This is a genomic window from Dolichospermum sp. UHCC 0315A, assembly GCF_008121535.1.
GTDB classification, from domain to species: Bacteria; Cyanobacteriota; Cyanobacteriia; order Cyanobacteriales; family Nostocaceae; genus Dolichospermum; species Dolichospermum lemmermannii.
Genome location: NZ_CP043056.1, coordinates 276,372 through 303,093 on the forward strand (window position 1 = coordinate 276,372; position 26,722 = coordinate 303,093).

15 protein-coding genes are annotated in these 26,722 nt (G+C 36.5%); 10 read left to right on the top strand and 5 right to left on the bottom strand.

Annotated features, from left to right (window positions below; translation table 11 throughout):
- The first annotated feature begins 682 nt into the window (after positions 1 to 682).
- The 6 genes from BMF77_RS01395 (at position 683) to BMF77_RS01420 (ending at position 9,145) form a co-directional block, all read left to right on the top strand.
- Positions 683 to 2,020, top strand: coding sequence for a P-loop NTPase fold protein (locus tag BMF77_RS01395; protein WP_148760040.1), 1,338 nt, complete (start codon positions 683 to 685; stop codon positions 2,018 to 2,020).
- Positions 1,990 to 7,077, top strand: a complete 5,088-nt coding sequence (locus tag BMF77_RS01400) for a hypothetical protein (RefSeq protein ID WP_148760042.1) — start codon at positions 1,990 to 1,992, stop codon at positions 7,075 to 7,077. Before BMF77_RS01395 ends, BMF77_RS01400 begins: the two co-directional genes overlap by 31 nt.
- A 438-nt stretch (positions 7,078 to 7,515) precedes the next feature.
- Complete coding sequence (locus BMF77_RS01405; RefSeq protein ID WP_015083174.1) at positions 7,516 to 7,749, top strand: 2Fe-2S iron-sulfur cluster binding domain-containing protein; 234 nt, start codon at positions 7,516 to 7,518, stop codon at positions 7,747 to 7,749.
- Positions 7,750 to 7,755: 6 nt separating this feature from the next.
- Positions 7,756 to 8,532 (top strand): tryptophan-rich sensory protein, encoded by a 777-nt coding sequence (locus BMF77_RS01410; RefSeq protein ID WP_148760044.1) that lies wholly within the window; start codon positions 7,756 to 7,758, stop codon positions 8,530 to 8,532.
- Positions 8,533 to 8,544: 12 nt separating this feature from the next.
- Positions 8,545 to 8,895 (top strand): hypothetical protein, encoded by a 351-nt coding sequence (locus BMF77_RS01415; RefSeq protein WP_148760046.1) that lies wholly within the window; start codon positions 8,545 to 8,547, stop codon positions 8,893 to 8,895.
- A 31-nt stretch (positions 8,896 to 8,926) separates the two neighbouring features.
- Positions 8,927 to 9,145 (top strand): hypothetical protein, encoded by a 219-nt coding sequence (locus tag BMF77_RS01420; protein WP_148760048.1) that lies wholly within the window; start codon positions 8,927 to 8,929, stop codon positions 9,143 to 9,145.
- A 209-nt stretch (positions 9,146 to 9,354) separates the two neighbouring features.
- On the opposite strand, the gene lnt is transcribed toward BMF77_RS01420, so the two are convergent.
- The 5 genes from lnt to BMF77_RS01445 form a co-directional block, all read right to left on the bottom strand.
- Positions 9,355 to 10,920: an apolipoprotein N-acyltransferase gene (lnt, locus tag BMF77_RS01425; protein WP_148760050.1), complete on the bottom strand. Its 1,566-nt coding sequence runs from the start codon at positions 10,918 to 10,920 to the stop codon at positions 9,355 to 9,357.
- Between the two features lie 87 nt (positions 10,921 to 11,007).
- A complete protein-coding gene (gene gyrA / locus BMF77_RS01430; protein WP_148760052.1) occupies positions 11,008 to 13,641 on the bottom strand; it encodes a DNA topoisomerase (ATP-hydrolyzing) subunit A in 2,634 nt (877 codons plus the stop codon).
- A 338-nt stretch (positions 13,642 to 13,979) separates the two neighbouring features.
- Positions 13,980 to 14,174: a heavy-metal-associated domain-containing protein gene (locus BMF77_RS01435; protein WP_015083179.1), complete on the bottom strand. Its 195-nt coding sequence runs from the start codon at positions 14,172 to 14,174 to the stop codon at positions 13,980 to 13,982.
- Between the two features lie 309 nt (positions 14,175 to 14,483).
- Complete coding sequence (locus tag BMF77_RS01440) at positions 14,484 to 16,823, bottom strand: tetratricopeptide repeat protein (protein WP_148760054.1); 2,340 nt, start codon at positions 16,821 to 16,823, stop codon at positions 14,484 to 14,486.
- Positions 16,824 to 17,093: 270 nt separating this feature from the next.
- Positions 17,094 to 18,212, bottom strand: coding sequence for an RNA-guided endonuclease TnpB family protein (locus tag BMF77_RS01445; RefSeq protein ID WP_148760056.1), 1,119 nt, complete (start codon positions 18,210 to 18,212; stop codon positions 17,094 to 17,096).
- Positions 18,213 to 18,271: 59 nt separating this feature from the next.
- Between BMF77_RS01445 and BMF77_RS01450 the strand changes: the two genes are divergently transcribed.
- The 4 genes from BMF77_RS01450 to BMF77_RS01465 all read left to right on the top strand — a co-directional run bounded on the left by BMF77_RS01450 (position 18,272) and on the right by BMF77_RS01465 (position 26,571).
- Positions 18,272 to 18,454, top strand: coding sequence for a hypothetical protein (locus tag BMF77_RS01450; protein WP_148760059.1), 183 nt, complete (start codon positions 18,272 to 18,274; stop codon positions 18,452 to 18,454).
- 355 nt (positions 18,455 to 18,809) lie between these two features.
- The gene (locus tag BMF77_RS01455; RefSeq protein ID WP_148760061.1) at positions 18,810 to 19,712 is read left to right on the top strand and encodes a peptidoglycan-binding protein; all 903 of its coding nucleotides are present in this window, start codon (positions 18,810 to 18,812) and stop codon (positions 19,710 to 19,712) included.
- Positions 19,713 to 20,098: 386 nt separating this feature from the next.
- Entirely contained in the window at positions 20,099 to 21,406 is a 1,308-nt protein-coding gene (locus BMF77_RS01460) for a P-loop NTPase fold protein (RefSeq protein ID WP_148760063.1), read from the top strand.
- Positions 21,403 to 26,571, top strand: a complete 5,169-nt coding sequence (locus tag BMF77_RS01465) for a hypothetical protein (RefSeq protein ID WP_148760065.1) — start codon at positions 21,403 to 21,405, stop codon at positions 26,569 to 26,571. Before BMF77_RS01460 ends, BMF77_RS01465 begins: the two co-directional genes overlap by 4 nt.
- Positions 26,572 to 26,722: the final 151 nt, after the last annotated feature.

Sequence of the window (26,722 nt, forward strand, 5' to 3'; positions counted from 1 at the left end):
AGACTATGAACAGATTTTTCTGGCAATTTTTAGAACTATTAGCTGATTAATAAGTTTTCACGATTGATCAAAATAATGTTGCTGATTACGCAATAGAAATCTGAATTGAATTTAGATATGAAAAAAACAATTGGTGTAGGACTAATGGTGTTGTCAGTTTATCTGTGCAATTCCAGTGCTTGTTTTGCAGGAAATAAGCTGTCTAGAGATAATGCTCAAGCAAGAATCGAAAATTATACTCAATCACAGTTAGTGGTTAAGGTCTCTGCTAGAGATGAGCCACAAGGAGATTGTTTACGTAAAGGTACATGCAAGGACTAATATTTTTTGATTACAAAGTAATATTTGTAACCGAGCTTAAATAATTAGCGTTAAGCGAGATTTATCAGATCATCAGATTTTTTCTCAACTTTCAATATTGGATATATTTTGGTTGGCTTCGGTAGGGGGAGTCATCCAGATGTTATCTATGCTTGTTTATCAGGGACTACTACTTTTTTGATTTTGTTCTGAATGTATTCAAGTAAATACTGATTTTGGATTTTCTTGCGTGAAGATGTGAAGAAAAATCTAAAATTAGTTATGTTTCTATACCTGGTTTTTGCGGATATGTTCGGTTTTCCACTGTAAAAGAGATTGTGACAGATCATGTTATGACCATTACAGCGTGAATTAATTTTTTATGCTTCTTAACTTAGAAAGATTTTATCAAGCTTGTAATCCTTCCCGGCCGTTGATGATTGAGAACGTAGACGACCGGATGTATTATATTGATTTTACTTCAGTCCGTGGGGGAAAAATTATTGAAGCTCTGCTGCGGACTATTACAAAGATTTCCCCAAATATACCAACCTGTCAATTATTTACGGGACATTTGGGCTGTGGAAAATCTACGGAATTGCTACGACTCAAGGCCGAGTTGGAAGCGCGAGATTTTCATGTTGTCTATTTTGAGTCTACCCATGTTTTAGAAATGGTAGATATAGATATTACAGATATTTTATTAGCGATCGCGGGTTTGGTGAGTGAAAACTTGGAAGGGATGAAACTGCGTGTCCAACCTAGTTACTTTACTAAGTTGTTTAGGGAGTTGGTAGATTTTTTGCAAACGCCTTTAGAACTGGGGGTAGAAGCGGAATTATCTGTGGGGATTGCCAAAATTACGGCGAAAACTAAAGAAAGTCCTCAGTTACGCAGACGGTTAAGAGACTATCTAGAACCACGCACAGAAAATATCTTACAATCAATTAATAAAGAGCTATTAGATCGGGCTAATTTGGAGCTAAAAGCTAGGGGTAAGAAGGGATTGGTGGTGATTGTGGATAACTTGGATCGGGTGGCGGTTCGTCCTTTACCGTCTGGGCGATCGCTACCAGAATACTTATTCATTGATCGAGGAGAACAATTAAGAAAATTGAATTGCCACATAGTTTACACAATTCCCTTAGCTTTGACATTTTCTAATGATAGTGCGGAACTACAACATCGTTTAGGAGGTGGAGTTGCACCGAAAGTATTACCAATGATTCCCGTGCGGCAACGTTCTGGAGAAATTAATACAGAAGGACTAGGATTAATGCGACAAATGGTATTAGCAAGAGCCTTTCCTGACAGATCACCAACAGATCGTTTAAATTTAGTTACCCAATTATTTGATCATCTAGATACTCTAGATCGTTTGTGTTTGATTAGTGGTGGTCATGTCCGCGACTTATTAGGGCTACTATTTGATTGTTTACGAGAACAAGATCCACCTTTTGACCGCAAATGTGTAGAATTAGTAATCCAAAGACAACGAGATTACCGGGCTAATGCCATTGATCTGGATGAAAGTGAATTAATCTTGCAGGTAATCCAAGATCAACGAGTTAGAGGCAATGTAGAGTACGATATTTTATTACGGAGTTTATTCGTATTTGAATATCGTGATCACCAGGGTGTTTGGTTTGCACTTAACCCAGTTTTAGCAGAAACCGAAAAATTTAAATTATGGTTAAAAGACAGCAAGCAGAGAATATAATCGCTGCGAATCAACAGTCTTTACGTAGTTTAGAAAGAGCAATTACCTTTTCTAAAAATCAGTTTTCAGTTATCTTGCTGTGCTGTAACTACGAATTTCTGCGAGATATAATCCGGCAACAACTAGCAATTAATGGTTGGGGAAATGAGCGTATTCAAAGTATTACTTTAGCCCAAAATGCTACAAGTTTATATACCACAATTCAATCACAACTTACCATTAATCAACCTGCCGGATTAATGATTATGGGGTTTGAATCAATCTATGAAATAGATGATCTCCTGCGTTCCATTAATCAAGTCCGAGATGAATTTCGTAAACGTTATCAAATCCCCATGATTTTTTGGGTAAATGATGAAGTGTTACAGAAAATCCTGCGGTTAGCTCCCGATTTTGCCAGTTGGGCAGCTACACCAATTAGATTTGAAATGACCTCTATTGGATTACTAGAATTTCTCCACCAAGAAACTGACGATCTATTTACGAGAGTTTTACAAAGTAATTATGCACAAGGTAATCCTGTCACCTTAGAACAAGTATGGATTAGCAGTGATCAACTGCATTATGCAATTAAGGAATTGTATGATAGGGGGATTGAGATCGAAGCAGAATTAAATGCTAGGTTAGAATTTATTTTTGGCATAGATGATTATGTCAATAATCGGATTGATTCTGCCTTAAATAACTTTCAGAAAAGTTTGCGTTTTTGGCATCATCAAGAAAACTTATGGCTAACAGAATATGCAACTGATAGAACAGCAGAATTATCTGATTCATCCTATGCTGATCTTTTAAAACGGTCAATTTTATTATTTTATATTGGATTATGTTGCTGTCGTCTTGCCGAACAAAATCCTAAATCAAGAGAAAGATATTGGCAATCAGCTAAAACATATTTTCAGCAATGTTTACAAACATTTGAAATTGCTGGACGGATAGATTTAGTTTCGGAATTTATTGAACAATTATTAGAAGTCTTATATAGTTTAAAATCATGGACAGTATTAGAAGTTGTCGCTAAAAAATCCCTAGAATTACATCAAATATATGGTAGGAAAATTCAATTAGCTTGTGATTATGGTTTTTTAGCACAGGTAGCTGTACATAATTCCAACTGGATACAAGCTAGTATTTTAGCGCATATATCACTACTACAATTAGAAACAGAAAAAAATCACCCAGAATCAAATCATTATTTATTTCCTCTGATATTAGAACAAATTTATTTATTAACTTTAGCAGAAGCCCTCAATCATCTAGGACAAATAACGGTAGCAAAAGAATATATAAATGCAGCATCTCAACAACTGTCATCAGCTTTAGAAAACAGTGAACATAAATATGATGCCCATCGTTATATTCGCTTATTACATAATTTAAGATCATTATACTTTCAAATAGGACACTATCTTCAAGCCTATATTATTAAACAAAAACTCCGTTCTGTAGAACAACAATATGGTTTTGTCCCCTTTATTGGGGCTGGACGGTTACAACCGCAAAGACAAGTCACCAACCCCACTTTAATATCTACATTTGCCAGTAATAGTATAGCCTTAGAAATTGCCGCTTCTGGTAGAGAATATGATGTTAATAACTTAATTGGGAGAATTAGTCGTGCAGACCAAAAATTAATAGTTATTCATGGACAGTCAGGTGTTGGTAAAAGTTCTACTGTTACGGCTGGCTTAGTTCCCGCACTGCAAAACCGGGCTGTTGGTGATCAAATTGCTGTACCAGTTGTCCTCCAAGTCTATACAGATTGGTTAGGAGAATTAGGTAAATCTTTTACCAAGGCCATGTTAGAAATGCAAAAAATATCAGCCATGGAAACAGAATTTCGATCTGATATTTCTATACCTACAACTATTAATAGTATTTTGCAAAAATTACGGAAAAATGCAGATAATCATTTAATTACAGTGTTAATTTTTGACCAATTTGAAGAATTTTTCTTTGGTGATACAGATATTCACAAAAAACAAATATTTGATCAATTTATTAGTGATTGTTTAGGGGTATCTTTTGTGAAAGTTATTTTGACTTTGCGCGAAGATTATTTACATCGCCTTCTAGATTTTAAATGTCTTTCATCAATCGAAACAATTAATAATAATATTCTTGACAAAAATATTCGTTATCAACTTAATAACTTTTCTCCTGAAAATGCCAGAAAAATCATTCAGAAATTAACTGAACGTTCACATAATCAATCCCAACTCAAATTAGAACCAGATTTAATTGATGCGTTAGTTGCTGATTTGTCTTCAGAACTGGGCGAAGTTCGTCCGATAGAATTGCAATTAGCGGGCGCACAATTACAAGATAAATATATTACTACCCTTGCCCAGTATCAAGCATATCGTCCCAATAAGTTAATTCAAACATATATTCAAGAATTAATTAAAGAATGTGGAAAAGAACACGAACGGGCGGCTCTCCTGGTTTTATATTTATTAACAGATGATCATAATAAAAGACCTTTTAAAACCCGGACAGAATTAACATTAGAACTCTCAGATTTAGAAGATCCTAGTAACTTAGAATTGATTTTAGATATTTTAGTTCGCTCCGGGTTAGTTGTGATATTTCCTAATGTTCCCGAACGCTATCAATTAATTCATGATTATTTAGTCAGCTTAATTCGTTATTTACAACAACAGGAATCTGGATTACAAACACAAATTAATACATTACGGGATCAGGTTAGAAATAGTTATCAAGAAATTGAACGGCTTAAAAGTGAATTAAGAAAAACTCAGAACGGCCTTAGTTTAGAACAGACACACCATTCACAAGGAGATAATTTACTGGCAGAATTAAGAGAATTACGAAAGCGAGAAGAAGCAAGTCAAATAGAAATTCAACATTTACGCACAGAATTAAAAGAAAAAGAGTTACTTGCAAAATTAACCGATAGCCAAGAAAAACAACGTTTGGGTGCAATTAGATTAAATATTGCCCTGAAAATAGCCTTAACAGCTTCTATTATTGCTATGTTTGCCTTAACTACTTCTGTGATTACGTCCACAGATAGTGAAATGAAAACTCTAAGTGCATCTAGTGAGACTTTATTTGCTTCTCAAAAAGGTATTGATGCTCTCAAGGAAAGTTTGAAAGCAGGAAAAAAATTAAAAAAAACTCTATGGATAGATACTTCTACTCAAGAGAAGGTATTAACTGCACTGTATCAGGCGGTTTATGGAGTCAAAGAACGTAATCGTTTAGAAGGTCATTTGTCGGGAATCAGAATGGTGACATTTAGTGCAGATAAATCTTTAATAGCTTCAGCTAGTGCAGATACAACAATTAAACTTTGGAGTCCTAATGGTCTTTTAATCAACACTTTATCAGGACATGAAGATGTAGTAAATAGTGTTATTTTTAGTCCTGATAGTCAAATGTTAGTTTCCGCTAGTCAAGACAAAACAATTAAACTTTGGAGTCGAAAAGGTAAACTACTCAAAACTTTACTAGGTCATACATCTATAGTGAATAGTGTAAGTTTCCATCCTGATAGTCAAATTATCGCCTCTGCAAGTACCGATAAAACCATAAAATTGTGGAATCAAGAAGGTAAACTACTAAAAACATTATCTGGTCATAAAGATGCTGTTTTAGCCGTAGCTTGGTCTAATGATGGGAAAATTTTGGCTTCTAGCAGTGCTGATAAAACCATAAAATTGTGGAGTAGCAAAGGTCAATTAATCAAAACTTTACCAGCCCATGAAGATGCTGTTTTAGCTATAGCTTGGTCTAGTGATAGTAAAATTCTGGCTTCTGCAAGTTTAGATAAAAAAATCAAATTATGGAATCAAGAAGGTCAATTACTCAAAACTCTTTCTGGACATAGCAACGGTGTTATTAGTATCAATTTTAGCAGCGACGGTCATACTCTAGCATCTGCTAGTATGGATGAAACAGTTAGAGTTTGGAGTATTGATGGTAATTTACTAGGAACTCTGCGAGGACATAATGGTTGGGTAAATAGTGTTAGTTTTAGCCCTGACCGACTAACTTTAGCATCTGCTGGTAGAGATAAAACTATTATTTTGTGGCGTTGGGATAGTCTAATTTTACCTAATCCCCAAGCCAATAATGATTGGGTAACAAGTATTAGTTTTAGTCCTGATAGTAATACTATTGCCGGTGCTTGTTTGGATAAAACAATCAAAATCTGGAATCGGGAAGGTAAATTACTCAAAAAATTCATAGCCCATAATGATCAAGTTTGGGCTGTAGCTTGGTCGCCTAATGGTAAAATTATTGCTTCTGCTAGTAAAGATAAAACTATAAAATTATGGCATCAAGATGGTAAATTATTAAAAACATTATCTGGTCATAATGATCCAGTTTTAGCTGTGGCTTGGTCGCCAGATGGTAAAATTATCGCTTCTGCTAGTAAAGATAAAACCATAAAATTATGGCATCAAGATGGTAAACTACTAAACACTTTAAATGGTCATACTGATGCTATTAATTGGGTGAGTTTTAGTCCTAATGGTAAATTTCTAGCCTCCGCTAGTGATGATAAATCGGTAAAAATATGGACAAGTAATGGCGAAATGATCAAAAATTTAACTGGTCATACTCGCAGGGTAAATGGTGTAGCCTGGTCGCCTAATGGTAAATTATTAGCTTCTGTTAGTCTTGATAGTACGGTGAAAATTTGGAGTGAGAACGGTCAATTACAAAAAACCCTGATGGGGTATGGTGATGGTTTTATTAGTGCTAAGTTTAGTCCAGATGGTAAAACTCTAGCCGTCAGCAGTGATAATAAAATCAGGTTGTGGAATCAAGAAGGTGTTTTAATGATGGTTTTAAAAGGTGATGCAGAAGATTTAAGCAGCGTTAGTTTTAGTCCAGATGGTAAAATATTAGCGGCTGGTAGTGGTAATAGTCATGTAATTTTACGGAAGTTATCGGATATGACATTAGAAAGATTACTGGAAAGTAATTGCCATATATTAAAAAATTATCTACTATATAATCCAAACCTGACCAGAAGCGATGCCTATAAAAAGGAAAGTTATAGAACTTTATGTCAAAATAATTAGGGGAATAATTAGGGCTTGCTGAAAAAGTCTTTTCCTGAGGGCTAGGAGTCAGGAGTCACCGAGTCAGGAGTCACCGAGTCAGGAGTCACCGAGTCAGGAGGAAGAATTAGAAGGAGAGAAGAATAGTTTCAAATTTCAGAAAGTGATAGGTTTTTAATGGTTTCAATCCTTATTCCTTGCACCTAATTCACTTTTTTAACCGGGAAACTCTTAATCTATCTAGGTTTTCGGTTTATTCAGTAAGTAGGTCGGCGTTAAAAAATCAATCTATGTAACGAAATATAAATTAACGAATACCTTATAAATAGGGTGTTTCACGGTTTTTACAAAACTAAACATATATCGATTTTATTGGGCCGACTTACTTAAGCCCTAATTAGTGATTTATAATTCTTCTTTTTCATCTATTCTTTAGCAAATAAAAAGCCATATAGGACTATGCAAATTACTTTTTTACCAGATGATATCACCGTTAATGCCCAAGTAGGAGAACCTTTGTTAGATGTCGCAGAACGGGCTGGAGTATCCATTCCTACCGGTTGTTTAATGGGAACTTGTCACGCTTGTACTGTAGAATTAGATGATGGTGAAGTTATCCGGGCTTGTATTACCGCAGTTCCACCAGGGAAAGATAAATTAACGATACATCTTTTTAGTGATCCAACTTGGTAATTATCTATGCAGCAATCTACTTCCAATCATAATCAAGATTTTATCCGACAACTAATAACTTTAGTTGCTGTTGTTGGTGCTTTTGTGGTGAATGTAGCATCAAATATTTTTCCCTTAAATGGACTGAGTATAGGGGCAATTTCTAACACTTTATTTAAAGATGTGTTGATTATTCCTGCTAACTATGCTTTTGTCATTTGGGGAGTGATTTATTTAGGACTATTCGCTTTAGCAGTTTATCAATTTCTACCTAACCAAAAACAGGATGCAGATTTACGCAAAACAGGTTATCTGTTAGTGATTGCTTCTGTTTTTCAAAGTATTTGGGTGTATTTATTTTTATCTAGACTTTTTGCTTTTTCTGTTGTGGCTATGTTCGGTATTCTCATACCGCTGATGGCTATTTATCATATTTTAGGCATTGGCAAAAAGCGGGTATCTCAAACGAAAAAGTTATGCTTGCATAATCCTGTGAGTATTTATTTGGGTTGGATTTCTGTGGCAACTGTGGTAAATGTGGCTTCTGCACTATATTTTTATGGTTGGAATGGTTGGGGTATGAATAGTCAGGTCTGGACTATGATCATGTTGGTGATAGCCACAACGATTGCGGCTGTGATTGCAATTAGGTACAAAGATATTCCCTATACTGGTGTTACGGTTTGGGCATTAATAGCGATCGCTGTTAAACATAGTAATATTGATTTATTACGGAATTTAGCGATATTTTTAGCATTTATTTTGACAAGCATTATTCTATTTAATACACAAATTAAAGACTAAAAGCCCACTTTAATGGACAATACACCAATTACTCTTTATCGACAAGGAAATGCCAATTCCCCCAGAATGGATAATGTTCGCCCTAATAAAGATATAGCTTGCTATGATAAAGATGGGCAAGTGTGGGTTATGACTACTTTAGCAGATGGGGAATCAACAGGCGGAATATCAACATTTGCTAATCCAGGATATGGTAAAAATTGGTGGCGATTACAAGCAGGGACAAAAATACCAGAACAGCTAGAATTAGTTAATGACTATGATAATCATTGGCTGTGGAAACCCATTCAAGATATGCCATTGGAGGATTATAAAGAAGTATTGCAACAGATAGGCACATATTTCTCTAAAGTTAATGAATAGTAGTGACAATCATCTCTAGAAGGAATTAGCTATGGATTTATCATTTAAAGACATCAAATTTATGATCGAAGCTGTTGATAATTTGATGGTAAAATACCAAGAAAGAATCAATCAAATTGAAGACTTGGATGAATATGAAGATGAAGTTTCTGATCTAGGAAATGACATAATGTTTTTATCATCACTCCGCAAAAAAATAGATGATAGTTTAAATGATAGTCTTAGAGGTTGTTTGGAAAGTATCAGATGAAACCCATAATCTCCAAAAACCTAACCCCCCTGCCCCCCTTCCCTACCAGGGAATGGGGTTTTCAAACCCACATTCCGCGTCGGGGAGAGGTTTGGAGAGGGGTCAATTTATACATTCAAAACTTTTCAAACATCCTCTTAGGCAGCAAGCAAATACTTCTATTTTCAGACCACTTTCTATTGGGACGAGAAAATACAGTAGAGAGGAAATCAAAAAAGCCAAATTAAAGCACTTAGAAGCAACAATAAAGGGGTCAACCAATCACCCCACTGCACATATAAAGTCTGAGTTTGACGAGGATAAATAGTTTCTGCATGAGTTTGATAGGTGTTATAAGCCGATTTCCAGAGAGTTTGTCCATGAGGATTAATAAATGCCGAATAACCTGTATTTGTTGCCCTCACAGCCCATCTATCAGTTTCAATTGCCCGCATGATATCCTGGGCATGATGTTGATTTGCCATTGCTGCCGTATAATGGGCATCATTGGAAGAACTGAGCATAAATTTTCCCCCCATAGAGGCTTGATAACGGAAATTTTCTGCAAAAGCTGATTCATAACAAATACCAATAATTACTCTTCCAAAAGGAGTATTAAAAATTTGCTTGGCTTTACCCGGAACTTGATGTGCTTCTAGCGGTGATAAACGTTGAATAATTCCCCCTAAAATATTTTCAAAAGGAATATATTCTCCCAATGGCACAAGTTTAGATTTATCATAACGGCTGGTAACTTCCCCATTACCAAGAACAGTAAATAAGCTATTTGTATAACTATTTCCTTGTTCACCAAATGCACCTATCCAAGCTATTACACCCTTTTTTTGAATAGCAGCCAACAAAGGAGTTTGAGTTAAACTACGGGAAAAAATAGGTATAGAAGCCTCCGGGGTAAGAACAGCTTGCACACCTTGATTAGTTAAACTTAAATATCCTTCAGTATAAGCAGTAATCGCCCGACGCAAACCTTCAGGAAGAACCTTAATTTTATTAGGAATATTACCTTGAATAACACCGATTTTTATAGCCGTACTCGCACCTTCCGTCAACGGTTGACTATAGAGAATAAAACCAATTAAATGAGCAATAATAAACAGAGAAAAAGCCAAATAAATAGTATTTCTTTCTTCCTTTGCGCCTTTGCGTCTCTGCGTGAGATATTCTGCAATTAACCCATTAAAAGCCACAATCACCGCAGTCACAGTATTGGGTCCAGAAAGCTGTCCTAAATGGAGAATTACGAGATTTTGCGGTGATTGAGTGTAAGCCAGAGAACTCCACCATAGAGGACTTGCACTCCAGAGGCTTTCTAAGCCACACCAAATGGCTGTACCAAATAGAACACGCAACCAAGGATTTCCCCTATCTAGACGCACCATTAAAGCTGCCCAAACAGTAACTAAAATTCCCCCCCACAGGCTGATAAATGCCCAACAAAGGAGGGTAATAGTTAAACTAGGCAACCAAGGAACACCTAACCAATCCATAGGATGAATCCCTGTAATCCATGACAGAGCAACTCCGTGATAACCGATACCCCAAATTAGGGCAAGGGGCAGCCCTTCGACTTCGCTCAGGAACCCAGGGCGCGGGGCAGGGGGATCTGTTTTGGATGTATATTTAATAACTAATAGCCACAAGGGAACAAGGGCAATCCAGGCTAGAAACCATGCACCAATAGGGGCAACGGTCGTTCCCATGAATATGCCACTGATAAAAGATAAGGTATAATATTTAATGGATTTAGAAATCTGTTGCTGTCCGAGTTTGATCATCTCCTTGTGTCCTAAAGTACATAAAGTAATTCAATTCAGATCCCCGACTTCTCTAAGAAGTCGGGGATCTTGTTTCTTGTTAATTGTCTATTCTGCTTCTTCTAGCTCCCCATTATCACCTGTGTCGGGGGGGACAATTGCAACTCCGGTAATGGCATCATCTTCGTCTAGACGTTGCACTCTGACTCCGGTGGCTGATCTTGATTGAATAGAAATGGCATTGACCGCTTGACGAATAATGATACCGCGATTGGTGGCCATCATGATTTCTTCGTCGCTGTTGACAATTCGCAAGGTGGCTAATTTGTCTTTGGTTTTGCGGTTTTTGAATTTGGTGGCCATTAAACCTTGACCGGCACGGTTTTGCAGTCGGAATTGGGAAACGGGAACGCGTTTGCCATAACCGCCCATGGTAATGACTAATACCCAAGGTCCGGTACTGTTGGCGTTGCTGACTTCTACAATTTCCTCGCTATTTTCAATTTCGGCAATTTCTGCGGTTTCTACAATTTCTTCAATTTCTGCGGTTTCTTCGATTTCTTCGCTTTCCCCTTCTATGACAGTAGCTAAGGTATCAAGAATAGCCGCAGGTAGGATATCCATACCGATGAGTTCGTCTTTGTTCTTGAGTTTCATGGATTTTACACCACGAGTGGCTCTACCCAAGGGACGCAGTTGATCATGAGTACAGCGGAAGTGAATGGCCATACCTTGACGTGAACCGATAATGATGCTGTCTTCTACCCTAGCTCTTCTCACCCAGCGCAGTTGGTCGCCTTCTTCTAAGGATATGGCAATTAATCCGTTAGCGCGAATGTGGCTAAATGCTTCTAGGACAGTTTTTTTGATGTTACCGCCTTTAGTGAGCATGACGAGATATTCTTCGCTGCTAAATTCGTCTACGGGGACTATTGAGGTGATTTTTTCTTCTTTGGGAATGGGCAACATTTGCACAATGGGTGTTCCCCGACTGGTGCGCGAACTGACGGGAATTTGATATGCTCTTAGACAGTAGACGACTCCGCGATCGCTAAAGAATAAGATACTATCATGGTCGCAGCAGGTTAAGAAATGCTCAATGGTATCATCATCTTTGACTTTTGCCCCCGCTTTACCTCTGGTAGCCCGACTTTGGGATTCAAAGGTGTTGACGGGCATCCGTTTGATGTAACCTTGTTCTGTTACTAGAATAATCGCCTTTTCATTGGCAATTAAGTCAATATCATCTATGTCTCCTTCCCCATGAGTAATTACTGTTCTCCGGGGTGTGGCAAAACTAGTTTTAATTTGACTAATTTCCGTTTCAATGATTTCTAGCACCCGTTCCCGTCTGGCTAAAATATCCTCTAAGTCGCTAATTTTAACTTGTAAATCGTCGTGTTCGAGGCGAATTTTATCGGCTTCTAGTGCTGTTAATCGTCGCAACTGCATTTGCAAAATTGCGTCTGCTTGCACTTCCGACAGTCCGTAGGTGGTAATTAACTCACCTTTGGCTGTGGGTGCGTCTGGTGCATGACGAATTAAAACAATAATTGCATCTAATCGTGACAGGGCAATTAATAAGCCTTGTAATAGGTGATCTCGTTCTTGAGCTTTCCTGAGTTCGTAGCGAGTCCGACGTTCAATGGAGAGAATACGGAAATCTAGGAAGACGCTGAGGAAACGTTTGAGGTTTAGGGTTTGGGGTTCACTGTTGACCAGTGCCAACATATTCGCCCCAAAGTTAGACTGTAAAGGGGTTTGTTTATAAAGATTGTTTAAAACGACGCGGGGATAGGCATCACGTTTTAATTCTATGACAATTCTCATGCCGTCACGATCGCTCTCGTCCCGGATATCGGAAATGCCCTCAATGCGTTTATCATTCACCAATTCGGCAATTTTTTCAATTAATGCCGCTTTATTGGTTTGGTAAGGCAATTCGGTGATGATAATTGCTTCCCGTTCGGGACGGTTGCGTTGGGTAATGGTTTCAATATTAGCCACACCCCGCATGGTAATTGAACCGCGTCCAGTGGTATAAGCTTCTTTAATGCCACTGACTCCCAATATCTGCGCCCCAGTCGGGAAGTCGGGACCGTGAATATACTGCATTAACTGAATGTCAGTTATTTCGGGATTGTGAATTAGTGCCACTAATCCATCAATCAATTCTCCCAAGTTGTGCGGAGGAATATTTGTGGCCATTCCCACAGCAATCCCCGAAGAACCATTGAGGAGAAGTTGAGGAATGCGGGAGGGTAAAACTGTGGGTTCTTGTTGAGAACCATCGAAGTTATCGGCAAAGTCTACGGTTTCGGCTTCAATATCCTGGAGAAGAGCTACACTGGTTAGGGCGTGCAGACGACATTCTGTGTACCGCATTGCCGCCGGCGGATCATTGTCCACTGAACCAAAGTTACCATGTCCACTGATGAGAGGCGATCGCATGGAGAAATCCTGCGCCATCCGCACCAAAGCATCATACACTGCTGTATCACCGTGGGGGTGATATTTACCCAAAACTTCCCCGACCACACGGGCGCATTTCCTGAAAGGGCGATCATGTAGTAAACCCAGTTCGTGCATGGCATAGAGGATGCGACGATGCACAGGTTTAAGACCATCCCTAGCATCTGGCAGCGCCCGACCTACAATGACGCTCATGGCGTATTCTAGATAAGACCGCGACATTTCACCTCGCAAATCCGTCGGGATAATCCTCTCCTGTGAGGTTGTCATAAACTCGAAAACTCCAAAAAAATGTAGATTTTAGGCTTCAACTTGACAAAAGACAAAATTATGTCAAATTAACTTTGAATAGTTGTCATATTTTGCTATAATTCTAACATATTGTGACGCAATTCGCACAAATACTATCCAATATCGAAAAATAGTCAATTTACAACTTATATAAAAAGGCTAGATTCTTGAAAACAATCTATAAATCTGATTGATTAATTGCATCTAAAATAACTTTTCAAAATGAAAACAGAAGGACAAATAATTTCCAAATTTCCCATCATATTCAGCCGAAATAACAAAATCCCCGACTTCTCAAAGAAATCGGGGATTTGATTTTAAGCAGGAGGATAACCAGCAGCAGTCAAAGCTTCTTTAATAGCAGTTTCTGAAGCTTGAGTATCTACATTGACAAACTTGGTTTTGGTATCAGCTTCCACAATAGCATTAGTATCAATAGCTTTAACTGCCTTGGTTATATTATTAGCACAAGCAGAACAAGCCATTCCGGGAATAGTCAGTGTGATTGTCATAGGTAAAAAATGAGTGGAAACTCAATTAAAAGTCACAAAAATATGCGTCTTAACTAACTGCATTATGCTTTAAAAGAAAGTATATCTTAAATCTTCTAGATTAATTAGTCAAGAAAGAACAATTGTTGATTTTTTGCGCCAGAAAAGCTAGTACCGCAGGGTAGATTTCAACCGATTTCCTGTGGTAGTTGACAGCCAAACACGAATATAGTAACTTCGTACTATATAAATTTGGTTCTCAATGTCATCTACCTCTAAGATACAAGGTTGGGTTGACGTATGTTACCCAACACAGTAGGTTTTCTAACATCAACCCTGAATTAATCTTTGAAAATCTGGCTCATTTTTAATGTCATCAAAATCAATATCAGTTGCAGCATCTTCTCGATAACTGGGATTAAATTCCATAGCTTTTTGCAGATTTTCCAAAGCTAATTCCACCTTTCTTTGGAGTGCATAACAGGCAGCTTTATGATAATATGCGCTAGGATAATCAGATTTAATTTCTAATGCTTTATCAAAACTGATAATTGCTTGATCATCTTCTCCCAACATTACCAAAGTGTAACCCCGTTTATCCCAGACTTTAGGAGAATTGGGTTGAAATTCTAAAGCTTTATCAAAAGAAGTAACTGCATCTTCATAACGTTCTAATTCTAGCAAAGATAAACCACTATTTACCCAAGCAACTCCATCATCAGGTTTAATTTTAGTAGCTTTATCAAAACAGTTAAAAGCCTCTTGATGTTTTCCTAAATTTCCACAAGCCACACCAATATCACACCAAGCTTGATGATATTCAGGATTGATTTTAATGGCTTGATTATAGGAAGCTATAGCATCTTTATAGCGTTTTAGACGATTGAAAATTATGCCCCGTTTCAGCCAATTTTCTGGATTTTCAGGTTGAATTTTAATGAGTTGTTCGTAAACAGCTAAAGCATCTTCATGGCGTTTTTCTAAAAATAGCATTTCTGCTTGTTTGATATAATCATCAATAGAAACTTCTGGTTGTAATGGTTCTGGTGCTTTTTCTGGTGTTGGAGTAGGTGTAATTTCCGCTAACTCTTTGAGAATTATATCTTTACATTGTTGAGCATCAATTTCTAACTTTTGCAGATTTTCGAGAATAGTAACTTGCTGTTTTTGCACGTCATTTTGTAAACCGGAAAACTGAGATGTAAATTCTCCACCCGACTTTTCTAAATTCTCAATAATTTGCTGTTGTCGTTGTTGAGCATTATTTTGTAATTCTGTAAGTTGCTGAGAAAATTCAATTTCCAACTTTTGCAGATTTTCGAGAATAGTAACTTGCTGTTTTTGCACATCATTTTGTAAATCAGAAAACTGAGATGTAAATTCTCCACCCGACTTTTCTAAATTCTCAATAATTTGCTGTTGTCGTTGTTGAGCATTATTTTGTAATTCTGTAAGTTGCTGAGAAAATTCAATTTCTAACTTTTGCAGATTTTCCAGAATAGTAATTTGCTGTTTTTGTACATCATTTTGTAAACCGGAAAACTGAGATGTAAATTCTCCACCCGACTTTTCTAAATTCTCAATAATTTGCTGTTGTCGTTGTTGAGCATTATTTTGTAATTCTGTAAGTTGCTGAGAAAATTCGCTTTGTAATTTACCAAAATCCTCAAGTAATTGATATTTTTTAACTTGGGTATCAGTTTTTAATTCAGTAATGTCTGACTTAAATATATTATTAAGGTTTTCGATATTACCTAGAACTATATCTTTTTGATTTTTAACATCTAATTGAAATTGAGATAATTCATTATTAAATTGTGATTGTAATTTCCCTAAATTCTCAATAGTATGAAATTTCTCTTGTTGAGTTTCCGACTCTAACTCTTGAAATTGAGATATCAAATCAGCGCGAGATTGTTCAATATCACTAACAGCGATATCTTTTTGATTTTCTACTTCTGACTTGAGTTGGGTAAATTGAGAAAATAACTCAAATTCTAACTTTTTGATATTGTCAATTGTAATTTTTTGCTGTTGAGCAGATAAGGTTAATTGTTCTAGTTGAGTATTTAATCTAAACTCTAAATTACTAATATTCTCTTGAGCAGATTTAACTTCAATTTCCAAAGCTGTTAAAAACTCTTGTTTTGATTTGGGTAAATCAGATAAAAGAATAGATAAATTTTCTTCCTCACCATGAATCTTTTGTTTAAGTGTATTAACTTCTTGTGCTAATTCTTGAGTAGTATTTTTAGATGCTTGAATCAGTTTTTTTGCTTCTGCTTGAACCGTAGTTAATTGAGTTTGCAAATTTTCAATTCCTTGAATTTGCTGCATTGCTCGTTCGACAATTTCTCTAATTACTGCTCGACGAAAAAACCATAACATGGCAATTAAGGCCACAGGAAATAAACTTAAAATAGTCAACCAGATATTAAGCAAAGTATTCGTGCGAGTAAAAGCCCGTTCAAAATCAGATTGAACTTGTTTTTGAGTTCTGGTTTCTTGTCGCAGTCGCGCTAATTCTTCCCGTTCCTGATTTAATAGTACCTGAGCAGTAGCAGATGGCACAGAATACCCACTGATAAAAGCCGTTGATAGCAGTAAGGGTGACAAGAAAATGGCACTTTTTAAAGCCAGATTTGAGAACATGGGGTTTTTGCTGTTCATAACAATTTTCCCTATCCAGTGGTGATTTTTTGCAGAAGCGTGATTGGATGTTAGGGTAGCTGTTTGATATTAGCAGATTATCTAGAGAGATATCCGTTCTATAAAACTTACCCAAAATTACCAAAGTCTAGACACATCTGGACAGCGATAATCTTAGTGTTTACTTCCTGCTTCATCACGGTCTGAGAATGGCTTCTAAGAGGTTTTTCGGCTCCACAGGCAATCTCGGTAGAACTTACCGTTTCTGACCGTAGTTCCTAAAAGGAACCGCTACGCTACAGGGATAAAAATATCCACAAACCATCGGTCAATATTACGCGCTGCATTTAAGTCCCTGTCAGCTTTATAGCCACAATCAGGACAAATATAAACGCGGTTTTTTAATGGCATTTTATGACGATGATTACCGCAGTTAGAGCATATTTGGGAACTAGGAAAGAACCTATCCACAAGGATTAGTTCACTCCCGAATTTCTCAGTTTTGTACTCTAATTGCCTTTTAAATTCATACATCCCACAATCTGCAATTGCACCCGCTAATTTGTGGTTCTTCAAAAATGCCTTAACGTGCAAATCTTCTATCTTAATTATGCTGTGGTTTTTAGCTAGATAGTAGGTTAATTTGTGAATAGAATCCTTGCGAATATTAGAAACTTTGGCGTGTAATTTAGCCAATTTTCTCACAGCTTTTTTGCGATTATTAGACCCCTTTAGTTTTCTGCTAACGCTACGCTGTAAACGTTTCATGCGTTTACTCTTATGGCGGTAGGCTTTAGGATTCTCGAATACTTCACCATTACTGCAAACTGCTAACTCCTTAATTCCTATGTCAACGCCGATGGTCGGTCTATTTGCAAGTACAGGAGGTTTTTCAACTTCGTATTTAACAGAAATAAACCATTTATCAGCCTGTCTAGAAATCACGCAATTATGAGTTGCTGTAATCGGTAAAGGTTCTGCTAAACGTACCCAGCCAATTGACGGTAATTTAATTCTTTTACCATCATTTTTAATTGCTGGTTTGGCCTTAGTTCCTGACTCCAAATAGAAAGAATCACGTTGACCTTTCTTTTTGAATCGGGGTTGTTTCGATGTCTTCCTAAAACACCTATCCCATGCTTGGCGTAAGTCAGCTAACGCCTTCTGAGGGATATTTTTGTTAACTTCGTAATACCAAGCGGATTCATACTTAACCTCAGCGACTAACTTTTTATGTAAGTCAATCGCTGAGGGAAGTTTAAGTTTTTCGCCTTCTTTTTGAGCAGCTAAAATATCCTTGATTTGAGCATTTGCCCAGTTATAGGCGTGTCTAGCTACTCCAGAGGCTTTGCGAAAAGCTGTAATCTGTCGGTTATTTGGAATTAGTGCAGTTTTGAATGATAAAAGCATTGACTCGACCTTTCAATGTTGTAGTATAGTTAGTATACCAACTTACAAGGTTAAAGTCAATGCCATTTGAGAAAAATAATAAAATTGGTGCTAAGAAAATCCTCAAAGCTGAGTTAGACGCTCAACCAATTTGTTTTAAAGGTCGGAAAGGACAGAGGGTAAAAATTAAAACCGTCCCTAACTGGCAACAACGGTTAAGGGAATTTGTTGATCAATTAATTGAAGACTTGGACAAACAGTAATATATGGATAGTTATGGGTAGAAATTATCAAACTGTTTCTACCCCCCATTTTAGAATGGAAGTAAGTAATGAGACAAAATTAATTACACAAATATTTGGACTGAAATCCGTAATGGACAAAGGATTGGTAAATAAATAATATGTAATTAATTCTGTCCAGGTACTTATGGAACAATGAACTACCCCTGGCTAACTTCGTTTGAGCTTACTGAGAATGAGATAATCAGAGCAATCGCCTATTTTCCTTGTTAATATTCCTTGTTAAAAAATAATAAAGGTTATTTATAGATTTGAAATTTAAGATAGCTTATTTAACGTGGTGCAAACAAAACACTTGAATTATTAAGCGTATAATATGAAACTGCAAAACTTCTTGAATACAGAGGAAAAATGGGGTTACGAAGCGATCGCTGAAGATCGGGAATTGTCTCGGCAAGTTCAAGTAAGATTAATTGATTTAAGACTCCTAGAACCACCCGCCGACGGACTATTTGGACCAGTTTCCACAGCCGCACTGAAAAAGTTCCAAACCTTAACAGAAACAGGAGAAACTGATTTTCTAGGTGCAGTCACAGCCAAAAAATTGATTGAAACTAAAACAGAAGACCTGCCAAAACCTCCTTTAAATCTAGGAACTGATATTGCCAGCAAGATCATTAAATATATGTTGGCTAAAAATTATGAAGTATTCACCAATCCCAAAGAATACAACATTGTTTATATCGAGGGTATAAATGGAGACTGGACACTCAATAGTGATGCTGCCAACGCCTTTAATGACCGCCGCATTGTGATCGAAATCATAGATGGTGTCCCCAAAATCGTTGATCATTGGCAAGCAACTACTGAACCAGGTAGTAAATATACTCACAATCCCATGAATCCCAAAGGAGCAGCAAGAATCCAGTTTGGACAATACAAGGCTTGGAGAGTGGGGAGACACGGTACTTCCAATCCCCATGAAGCATTAGTTCAATGCGGAAACATCACTGTTTGTCGAGATTTTAACAAAGATTTCAAACGAACTGGTGATGAATTGGATACAGGTGATTATTTTGCCGTTAATCAACATTGGGGCTATGATTACCCCAGCAATGATATCAAAGGAGCTAGTGCAGGTTGTTTAGTCGGTCGTCTAACGGAAGGACACCGTGAGTTCATGGCTATCGTTAAGCAAGACCGCCGCTATCTTCAGAACAATAGTTACACTTTTTATACTACCATCATTCCCGGGGATGATTTATTACAGTCAACTTAACGCAAAACCTCATATCCAGTGAACAACCTGGTAATGGGTAATGTTCATGATGGCTACTTAATTTAATAGGCGATAAAATCCCCGGTTTCATCCTTTAATTCTGCCAGTGCGATCGCTCATACTATGTTATTACTTAGCACTGGTATCCGTTTGAGAAGTCTGAAGCTTTGTTAGATTTTACAGATTTGGCTGATTTACAGGTTTGGTTAACAGCTTTGCAGGATTAATAGACATCTGGTAGAAATTAAATATGCGTGACCTGAAACCCTTGTAGAGAAGTTCCTACATTCATTCCTGGAGAAATCTATTTTATTGATTAATCCGATCATTACCTGTATAATCACTGATATACTTATGATTATCAGGCGATTTTCGGGAAATTTATCATGAAACTGGATTTAACAAAGTTTTATCAAACTTGTAACCCTGCTAAAACCCTAGTATTAGGGAACGCTGAAGATAGAAAATATTATATTGATTTTTCTCAAGTGCGTGGTGCAAAGATTATTCAAGAATTAAATCGCACTATTACTAGACTTGCACCTGAAGACCCTACCTGTCAATTATTTACAGGACATATTGGTTGTGGTAAATCTACAGAATTACTCCGATTAAAAGCAGAATTAGAACAGCAAGATTTTCATGTAGTCTATTTTGAATCTAGCCAAGTTTTGGATATGGCAAATGTTGATATTACAGATATTTTATTAGCCATAGCAGGTCAAGTTAGCAAAAGTTTAGAAACCGTCGCAATTAATCTTAAACCTGGGTATTTTCAAGAATTATTTACATCAGTCAATCAATTTTTACAAAGTCCCATAGACCTAGAAGTTAAATTTTCTGTAGTCATTGCTGAAATTACCGCTAAAACAAAAGAAAATTCTCAAAATCGTGATCAACTAAGGCAATATTTAGAACCGCGCACAACCAGAATTTTAGAATCAATTAATGAAGATATTATCAAACCTGCACAAAGAAACCTCAAACAGCAAGGTAGAAAAGGTTTAGTTGTTATCGTTGATAACTTAGATAGAATAGATAATACTCCTAAACCAAATAATCAATATCAACCAGAATATCTCTTTGCAGAACGTGGTGATAAGTTAAAAACATTAAACTGTCATATTGTTTATACAATTCCCCTAGTATTGATATATTCTAATGCTTTAGGTAGATTAAAAGATCGTTTTAATGTCAGTCCTAAAGTTTTACCAATGGTTGCAGTAAAACAGAGAGATGAATCTGATTTTACTCTAGGAATTAACCTTTTACAACAAATGATTATGGTCAGAGCTTTTCCTAATGTAAATTGGGAAAATTGCCAAGCAAACCAAAACTTAATTACCCAAGTTTTTGATAGTTCTGATACATTAGAACGACTTTGTAAAGTTAGTGGTGGTCATTTACGAAATTTGTTATCTTTACTCTATAGCTGTTTACAACAAGATGATCCTCCTATTTCTCGTGACTGTTTAGAAAGAGTGATTAAACAAGAGTGTAATAATTTAAATCGGGGAATTGATGATAAAGAATGGCAATTATTAAGAGAGGTATCAAAAACAAAAAGCATTACAGGTCATGAAGAATATAATATGTTAATTCGGGATCTGTTTGTGTTTGAATATATAGATGAAGATGGATCTTGGTTTGATATTAATCCCATTTTGCAAGAAGCACCAAAATTTAGGTTATGAGTAATCAACCAGATAATTTAGATATTGAAAATCAGGGTAATTTTAAAACTTTAGTTAGATCAATTACCCTTTCTCAAGGTGAATTTTCACTGATTTTATTACGATGTAATTATGGTTTTATTCAACAGCAAATATTTACCAAGTTACAGGAATTAGAAACTGTAAAGATTAGTAAAATTGATTTACCACTAGATGTCAAAACTCTATATACAAATATAGCTGCACAATTGGAAAATACAGAACCAGCAGCATTAATGGTATTTGGGTTAGAGTCAGTCCAAAATATTGATACAGTTTTGACTTCAGCTAACCGAGTCCGTGAACAATTTAGAAATGACTTTAGGTTTCCTCTATTCTTTTGGGTAAATGATCAAGTTCTTACTAAAATAATTAGGTTAGCACCAGATTTTAAAAATTGGGCAACTACAATTGAATTTAACACTTCTACCAATCAATTAATTGATTTTATTCAACAAGAAATAGATACAATATTTGCAGGGGATATAACTAATCTAATTTTTTCTAATCTTTACCCAGAATTAGTAGCAGCTAAACAAGATTTACAAAAACAGGGAGAAGTATTAAACCCAACTATTAACGCTAGTTTAGAATATATTTTTGGTTATCGTGATTATTTAGATGATAACTTAGATTCAGCCTTAGAACATTATCAACAAAGTTTAGATTTTTGGCAAGAAAATAATAACTTAGATAGACAAGGTACACTTTTAGTTAAAATTGGTTTAATCTACTACCGCAAAGCCTTTATAAATCAGGTAGATAATCAAAAATCATGGGAAGAAGCACAAAAATATTTTCAACAAAGTTTAGAGATTTTTAAACAAACACAACAGACAGATTTATTATCTAGTTACATTATTCTTTTATGTGAAGTTTACTTAAATCTGCAAGCATGGGAAGAATTAGAAAAATCAGTTAATGAATCTTTAAAACTACACCAAAATCAAGATATTGCTTCTATTTTATTGGCTAAAGATTATGGATTTTTAGCAGAATTGGCTTTACATAAATCTAATTTTAATGAAGCCAAACATTATGCAGAAACAGCATTAAAAACATTAAACACTATAATTCAACAAAATATAATTCCCAAAAATGAAGATGTATATTATCAATTTTTATTAGCAAAATCCTATCAAGGTTTAGGAGATATACCTACTACTCTTGAAAAATTAGAAGCAGCGAAAAATAATACAGAGATTGAATATAATCCCAAATTGTATATTGATATTCTAGATAAATTAAATTTACTCTATTTTCAACAAGGTGAATATTTAAAAGCCTTTAATACCAAACAAGAAAAACTACAAATAGAACAACAATATGGTTTTCGGGCTTTTGTGGGTGCATCATATTTAAACCCACAATGGAAAATTATTCAATCTACAACTTCAGAAATTGCCAAGACAGGAACAATAGCACAAGAAATTTCTGCTTCTGGAAGAGAACAAGATGTTAAAAAACTCCGAGGCAGAATTGCCCAAAATCAATATAAATTAACCATAATTCATGGCCAGTCTGGAGTTGGTAAAAGTTCAATTCTACAAGCTGGTTTAATTCCGGCATTGCAACAAGAAACAATTGACGCAAAACAGGTTTTACCTATATTATTAAGAGCTTATACCAATTGGGTAGAAAAATTAGGAGAATGTTTAAATTTGAATATATCAAATATACATTATTCTCCAATAATTCAACAATTGCGAAAAAATAATCAAAATAATTTATTAACAGTTTTAATATTTGACCAATTTGAAGAATTTTTCTTTGTTTATAAAGAACAGACAGAAAGACAACCATTTTATGATTTTTTAAGACAATGTTTAGATATTCCTGATTTAAAAATTGTGCTATCTTTACGGGAAGATTATTTACATTATTTATTAGAATTGGAAAGAAAATTTGCCAATTTAGAAGATACAGATATAGTTAACAGTACGGATATTTTAAGTAAATCTATTCGTTATTATTTAGGTAATTTTATTCCTCAAGATGCAAAAGAAGTATTTACCAGTTTAACTAAAAGAAGTAAATACCCATTAAATAAAGATCTAATAACTAAATTAGTCCAAGATTTAGCAGGAGATATCGGAGAAATTAGACCGATAGAATTACAAATTGTCGGTACACAGTTAGAAAATCAAAAAATTACCACTTTAGAAAAATATCAAGAAGTTGGTAATAAAGAAGCGTTAGTTCAGGATTTTTTACAAAATGTAATTAAAGACTGTGGTGAGGAAAATGAAAAAATAGCAAAATTGGTTTTATATTTACTGACAGATGAAAATAAAACTCGTCCTTTAAAAACTCGTGCTGAATTATTCAAAGAATTAGATTTATTTGTAGATCATATCGAGTTTGATGAATTAGAATTAGTTTTAGAAATATTGGTAAAATCTGGATTAGTTTTATTAATTCAGGAATCTCCAGAAAATAGATATCAATTAGTACATGATTATTTAGTAGATTTTATTCGTCAACAACAGAAAGATGAAGATTTAGCAAATTTTGCTAAAACAAAAGAAGAATTAGCACTAGCAGCAATAAAATTAAAACAGGAACAGGAAGCAAGACAACTAGTAGAGGATGCGAAAATTGAAGCTGATAAACAAATTAAAAAAGGAGAAAAAAGATTAAAACGTAGTTCTAGTTTAGCTATGGCATTCTTAGTAATTGCGAGTATGGCTGCTGGTTATGGAATGAATCAGTTGAGAGAAACTAATGTTGCTAAACAAAAACAAACTGAATTACAAGCACAAACGCAACAATTAGCAAGTCAAACCAAAGATTTAAAACTACAATCTCAAGAAGCAGAGAAAAATAAACAAACAGCAGAAAATAACTTTAAGTTAGCAGAACAGAAAACTAAAAAAGCACAAGAAAATCTATTAGCAGCTAAAACTAAGTTAGACGAAGTAAATAAACAAGCTGAAACACTAAAACAGAAAAATATAGAAGCAGAGTCAAAAATCCAAACAGCTAATGATAGGGTGAAAACTGCGGCAGAAAAATCACAACAAGCACAAAGACAACAACAGGAAGCAGAAAACAAAGCTAAAAAAGCTGAACAAACTTTTATCAAGGCAAATGCTGAATTAAAAACAGCAGAGATAGCTAAAAAAGAAGCCCTGCTAGTTACCAAACTAGAACAAGGTGGAGTAAATGTTTTAAGACAATTCCAACTGGAAGAATTACCATCTTTAGTGTCTGCTGTACGGAATGGCAAGACATTAAAAACTATAGTTAACAATAAAGCTTTGGATAAATATCCTACCATTAGCCCTATTTATGCCTTAAATAATATCCTTGATAATATCAACGAACATAACCAATTTAAGGGGCATCAGGGTTTAGTCTTAAGTGTGAGTTTCAGCCCCGACGGCAAAACCATTGCTACGGCATCCAGTGACAATACAGTGCGGTTGTGGAATTTGCAGGGGCAACTGATTCAGGAATTTAAGGGGCATCAGGATTCTGTCATGAGTGTGAGTTTCAGCCCCGACGGCAAAACCATTGCTACGGCATCCTTAGACAAAACAGCGCGGTTATGGAACTTGCAGGGGCAAATGATTCAGGAATTTAAGGGGCATCAGGGTACTGTCATGAGTGTGAGTTTCAGCCCCGACGGTAAAACCATTGCTACGGCATCCTGGGACAAGACAGCGCGGTTGTGGAACTTGCAGGGGCAACTGATTCAGGAATTTAAGGGGCATCAGGGTACTGTCATTAGTGTGAGTTTCAGCCCCGACGGCAAAACCATTGCTACGGCATCATTTGACAATACAGTGCGGTTGTGGAATTTGCAGGGGCAACTGATTCAGGAATTTAAGGGGCATCAGGAAACTGTCAGTAGTGTGAGTTTCAGCCCCGACGGCAAAACCATTGCTACGGCATCATTTGACAATACAGTGCGGTTGTGGAATTTGCAGGGGCAACTGATTCAGGAATTTAAGGGGCATCAGGATTCTGTTAGGGGTGTGAGTTTCAGCCCCGACGGCAAAACCATTGCTACGGCATCATTTGACAATACAGTGCGGTTGTGGAATTTGCAGGGGCAACTGATTCAGGAATTTAAGGGGCATCAGGAAACTGTCAGTAGTGTGAGTTTCAGCCCCGACGGCAAAACCATTGCTACGGCATCATTTGACAATACAGTGCGGTTGTGGAATTTGCAGGGGCAACTGATTCAGGAATTTAAGGGGCATCAGGATTCTGTTAGGGGTGTGAGTTTCAGCCCCGACGGCAAAACCATTGCTACGGCATCCAAGGACAAAACAGCGCGGTTGTGGAATTTGCAGGGGCAACTGATTCAGGAATTTAAGGGGCATCAGGGTACTGTCATTAGTGTGAGTTTCAGCCCCGACGGCAAAACCATTGCTACGGCATCATCTGACAAAACAGCGCGGTTGTGGAATTTGCAGGGGCAACTGATTCAGGAATTTAAGGGGCATCAGGGTACTGTCATTAGTGTGAGTTTCAGCCCCGACGGCAAAACCATTGCTACGGCATCATCTGACAAAACAGCGCGGTTGTGGAACTTGCAGGGACAATTGATTCAGGAATTTAAGGGGCATCAGGAAACTGTCAGTAGTGTGAGTTTCAGCCCCGACGGCAAAACCATTGCTACGGCATCCAGTGACAAAACAGCGCGGTTGTGGAACTTGCAGGGGCAATTGATTCAGGAATTTAAAGGGCATCAGGGTACTGTCATGAGTGTGAGTTTCAGCCCCGACGGTAAAACCATTGCTACGGCATCAACAGACAATACAGCGCGGTTGTGGAACTTGCAGGGGCAAATGATTCAGGAATTTAAAGGGCATCAGGATTCTGTCATGAGTGTGAGTTTCAGCCCCGACGGTAAAACCATTGCTACGGCATCCTGGGACAAGACAGCGCGGTTGTGGAACTTGCAGGGGCAAATGATTCAGGAATTTAAAGGGCATCAGGGTTCTGTCTATAGTGTGAGTTTCAGCCCCGACGGTAAAACCATTGCTACGGCATCTACGGACGAAACAGCGCGGTTGTGGCCTGTGCGGGATTTAGATAGGGGAATTAAGGATGGTTGTGTTTGGTTAAAGGATTATTTACAAAATCCGAATGTGGGTTTGAGTGAGGAGGATAAGCGGTTGTGTGATGGTGTGTGAAATTGTCTGAATCAGGATTTCCAGGATTAAAGGATTAACAGGATATAATTGTTAATGGGTAGTGAATATTTTTCAATGGTCTGAAAATTAATCTAAACATTCACAGGAAAAATAATAAACTACCATCCTGTACATCCTCAAATCCTGGATA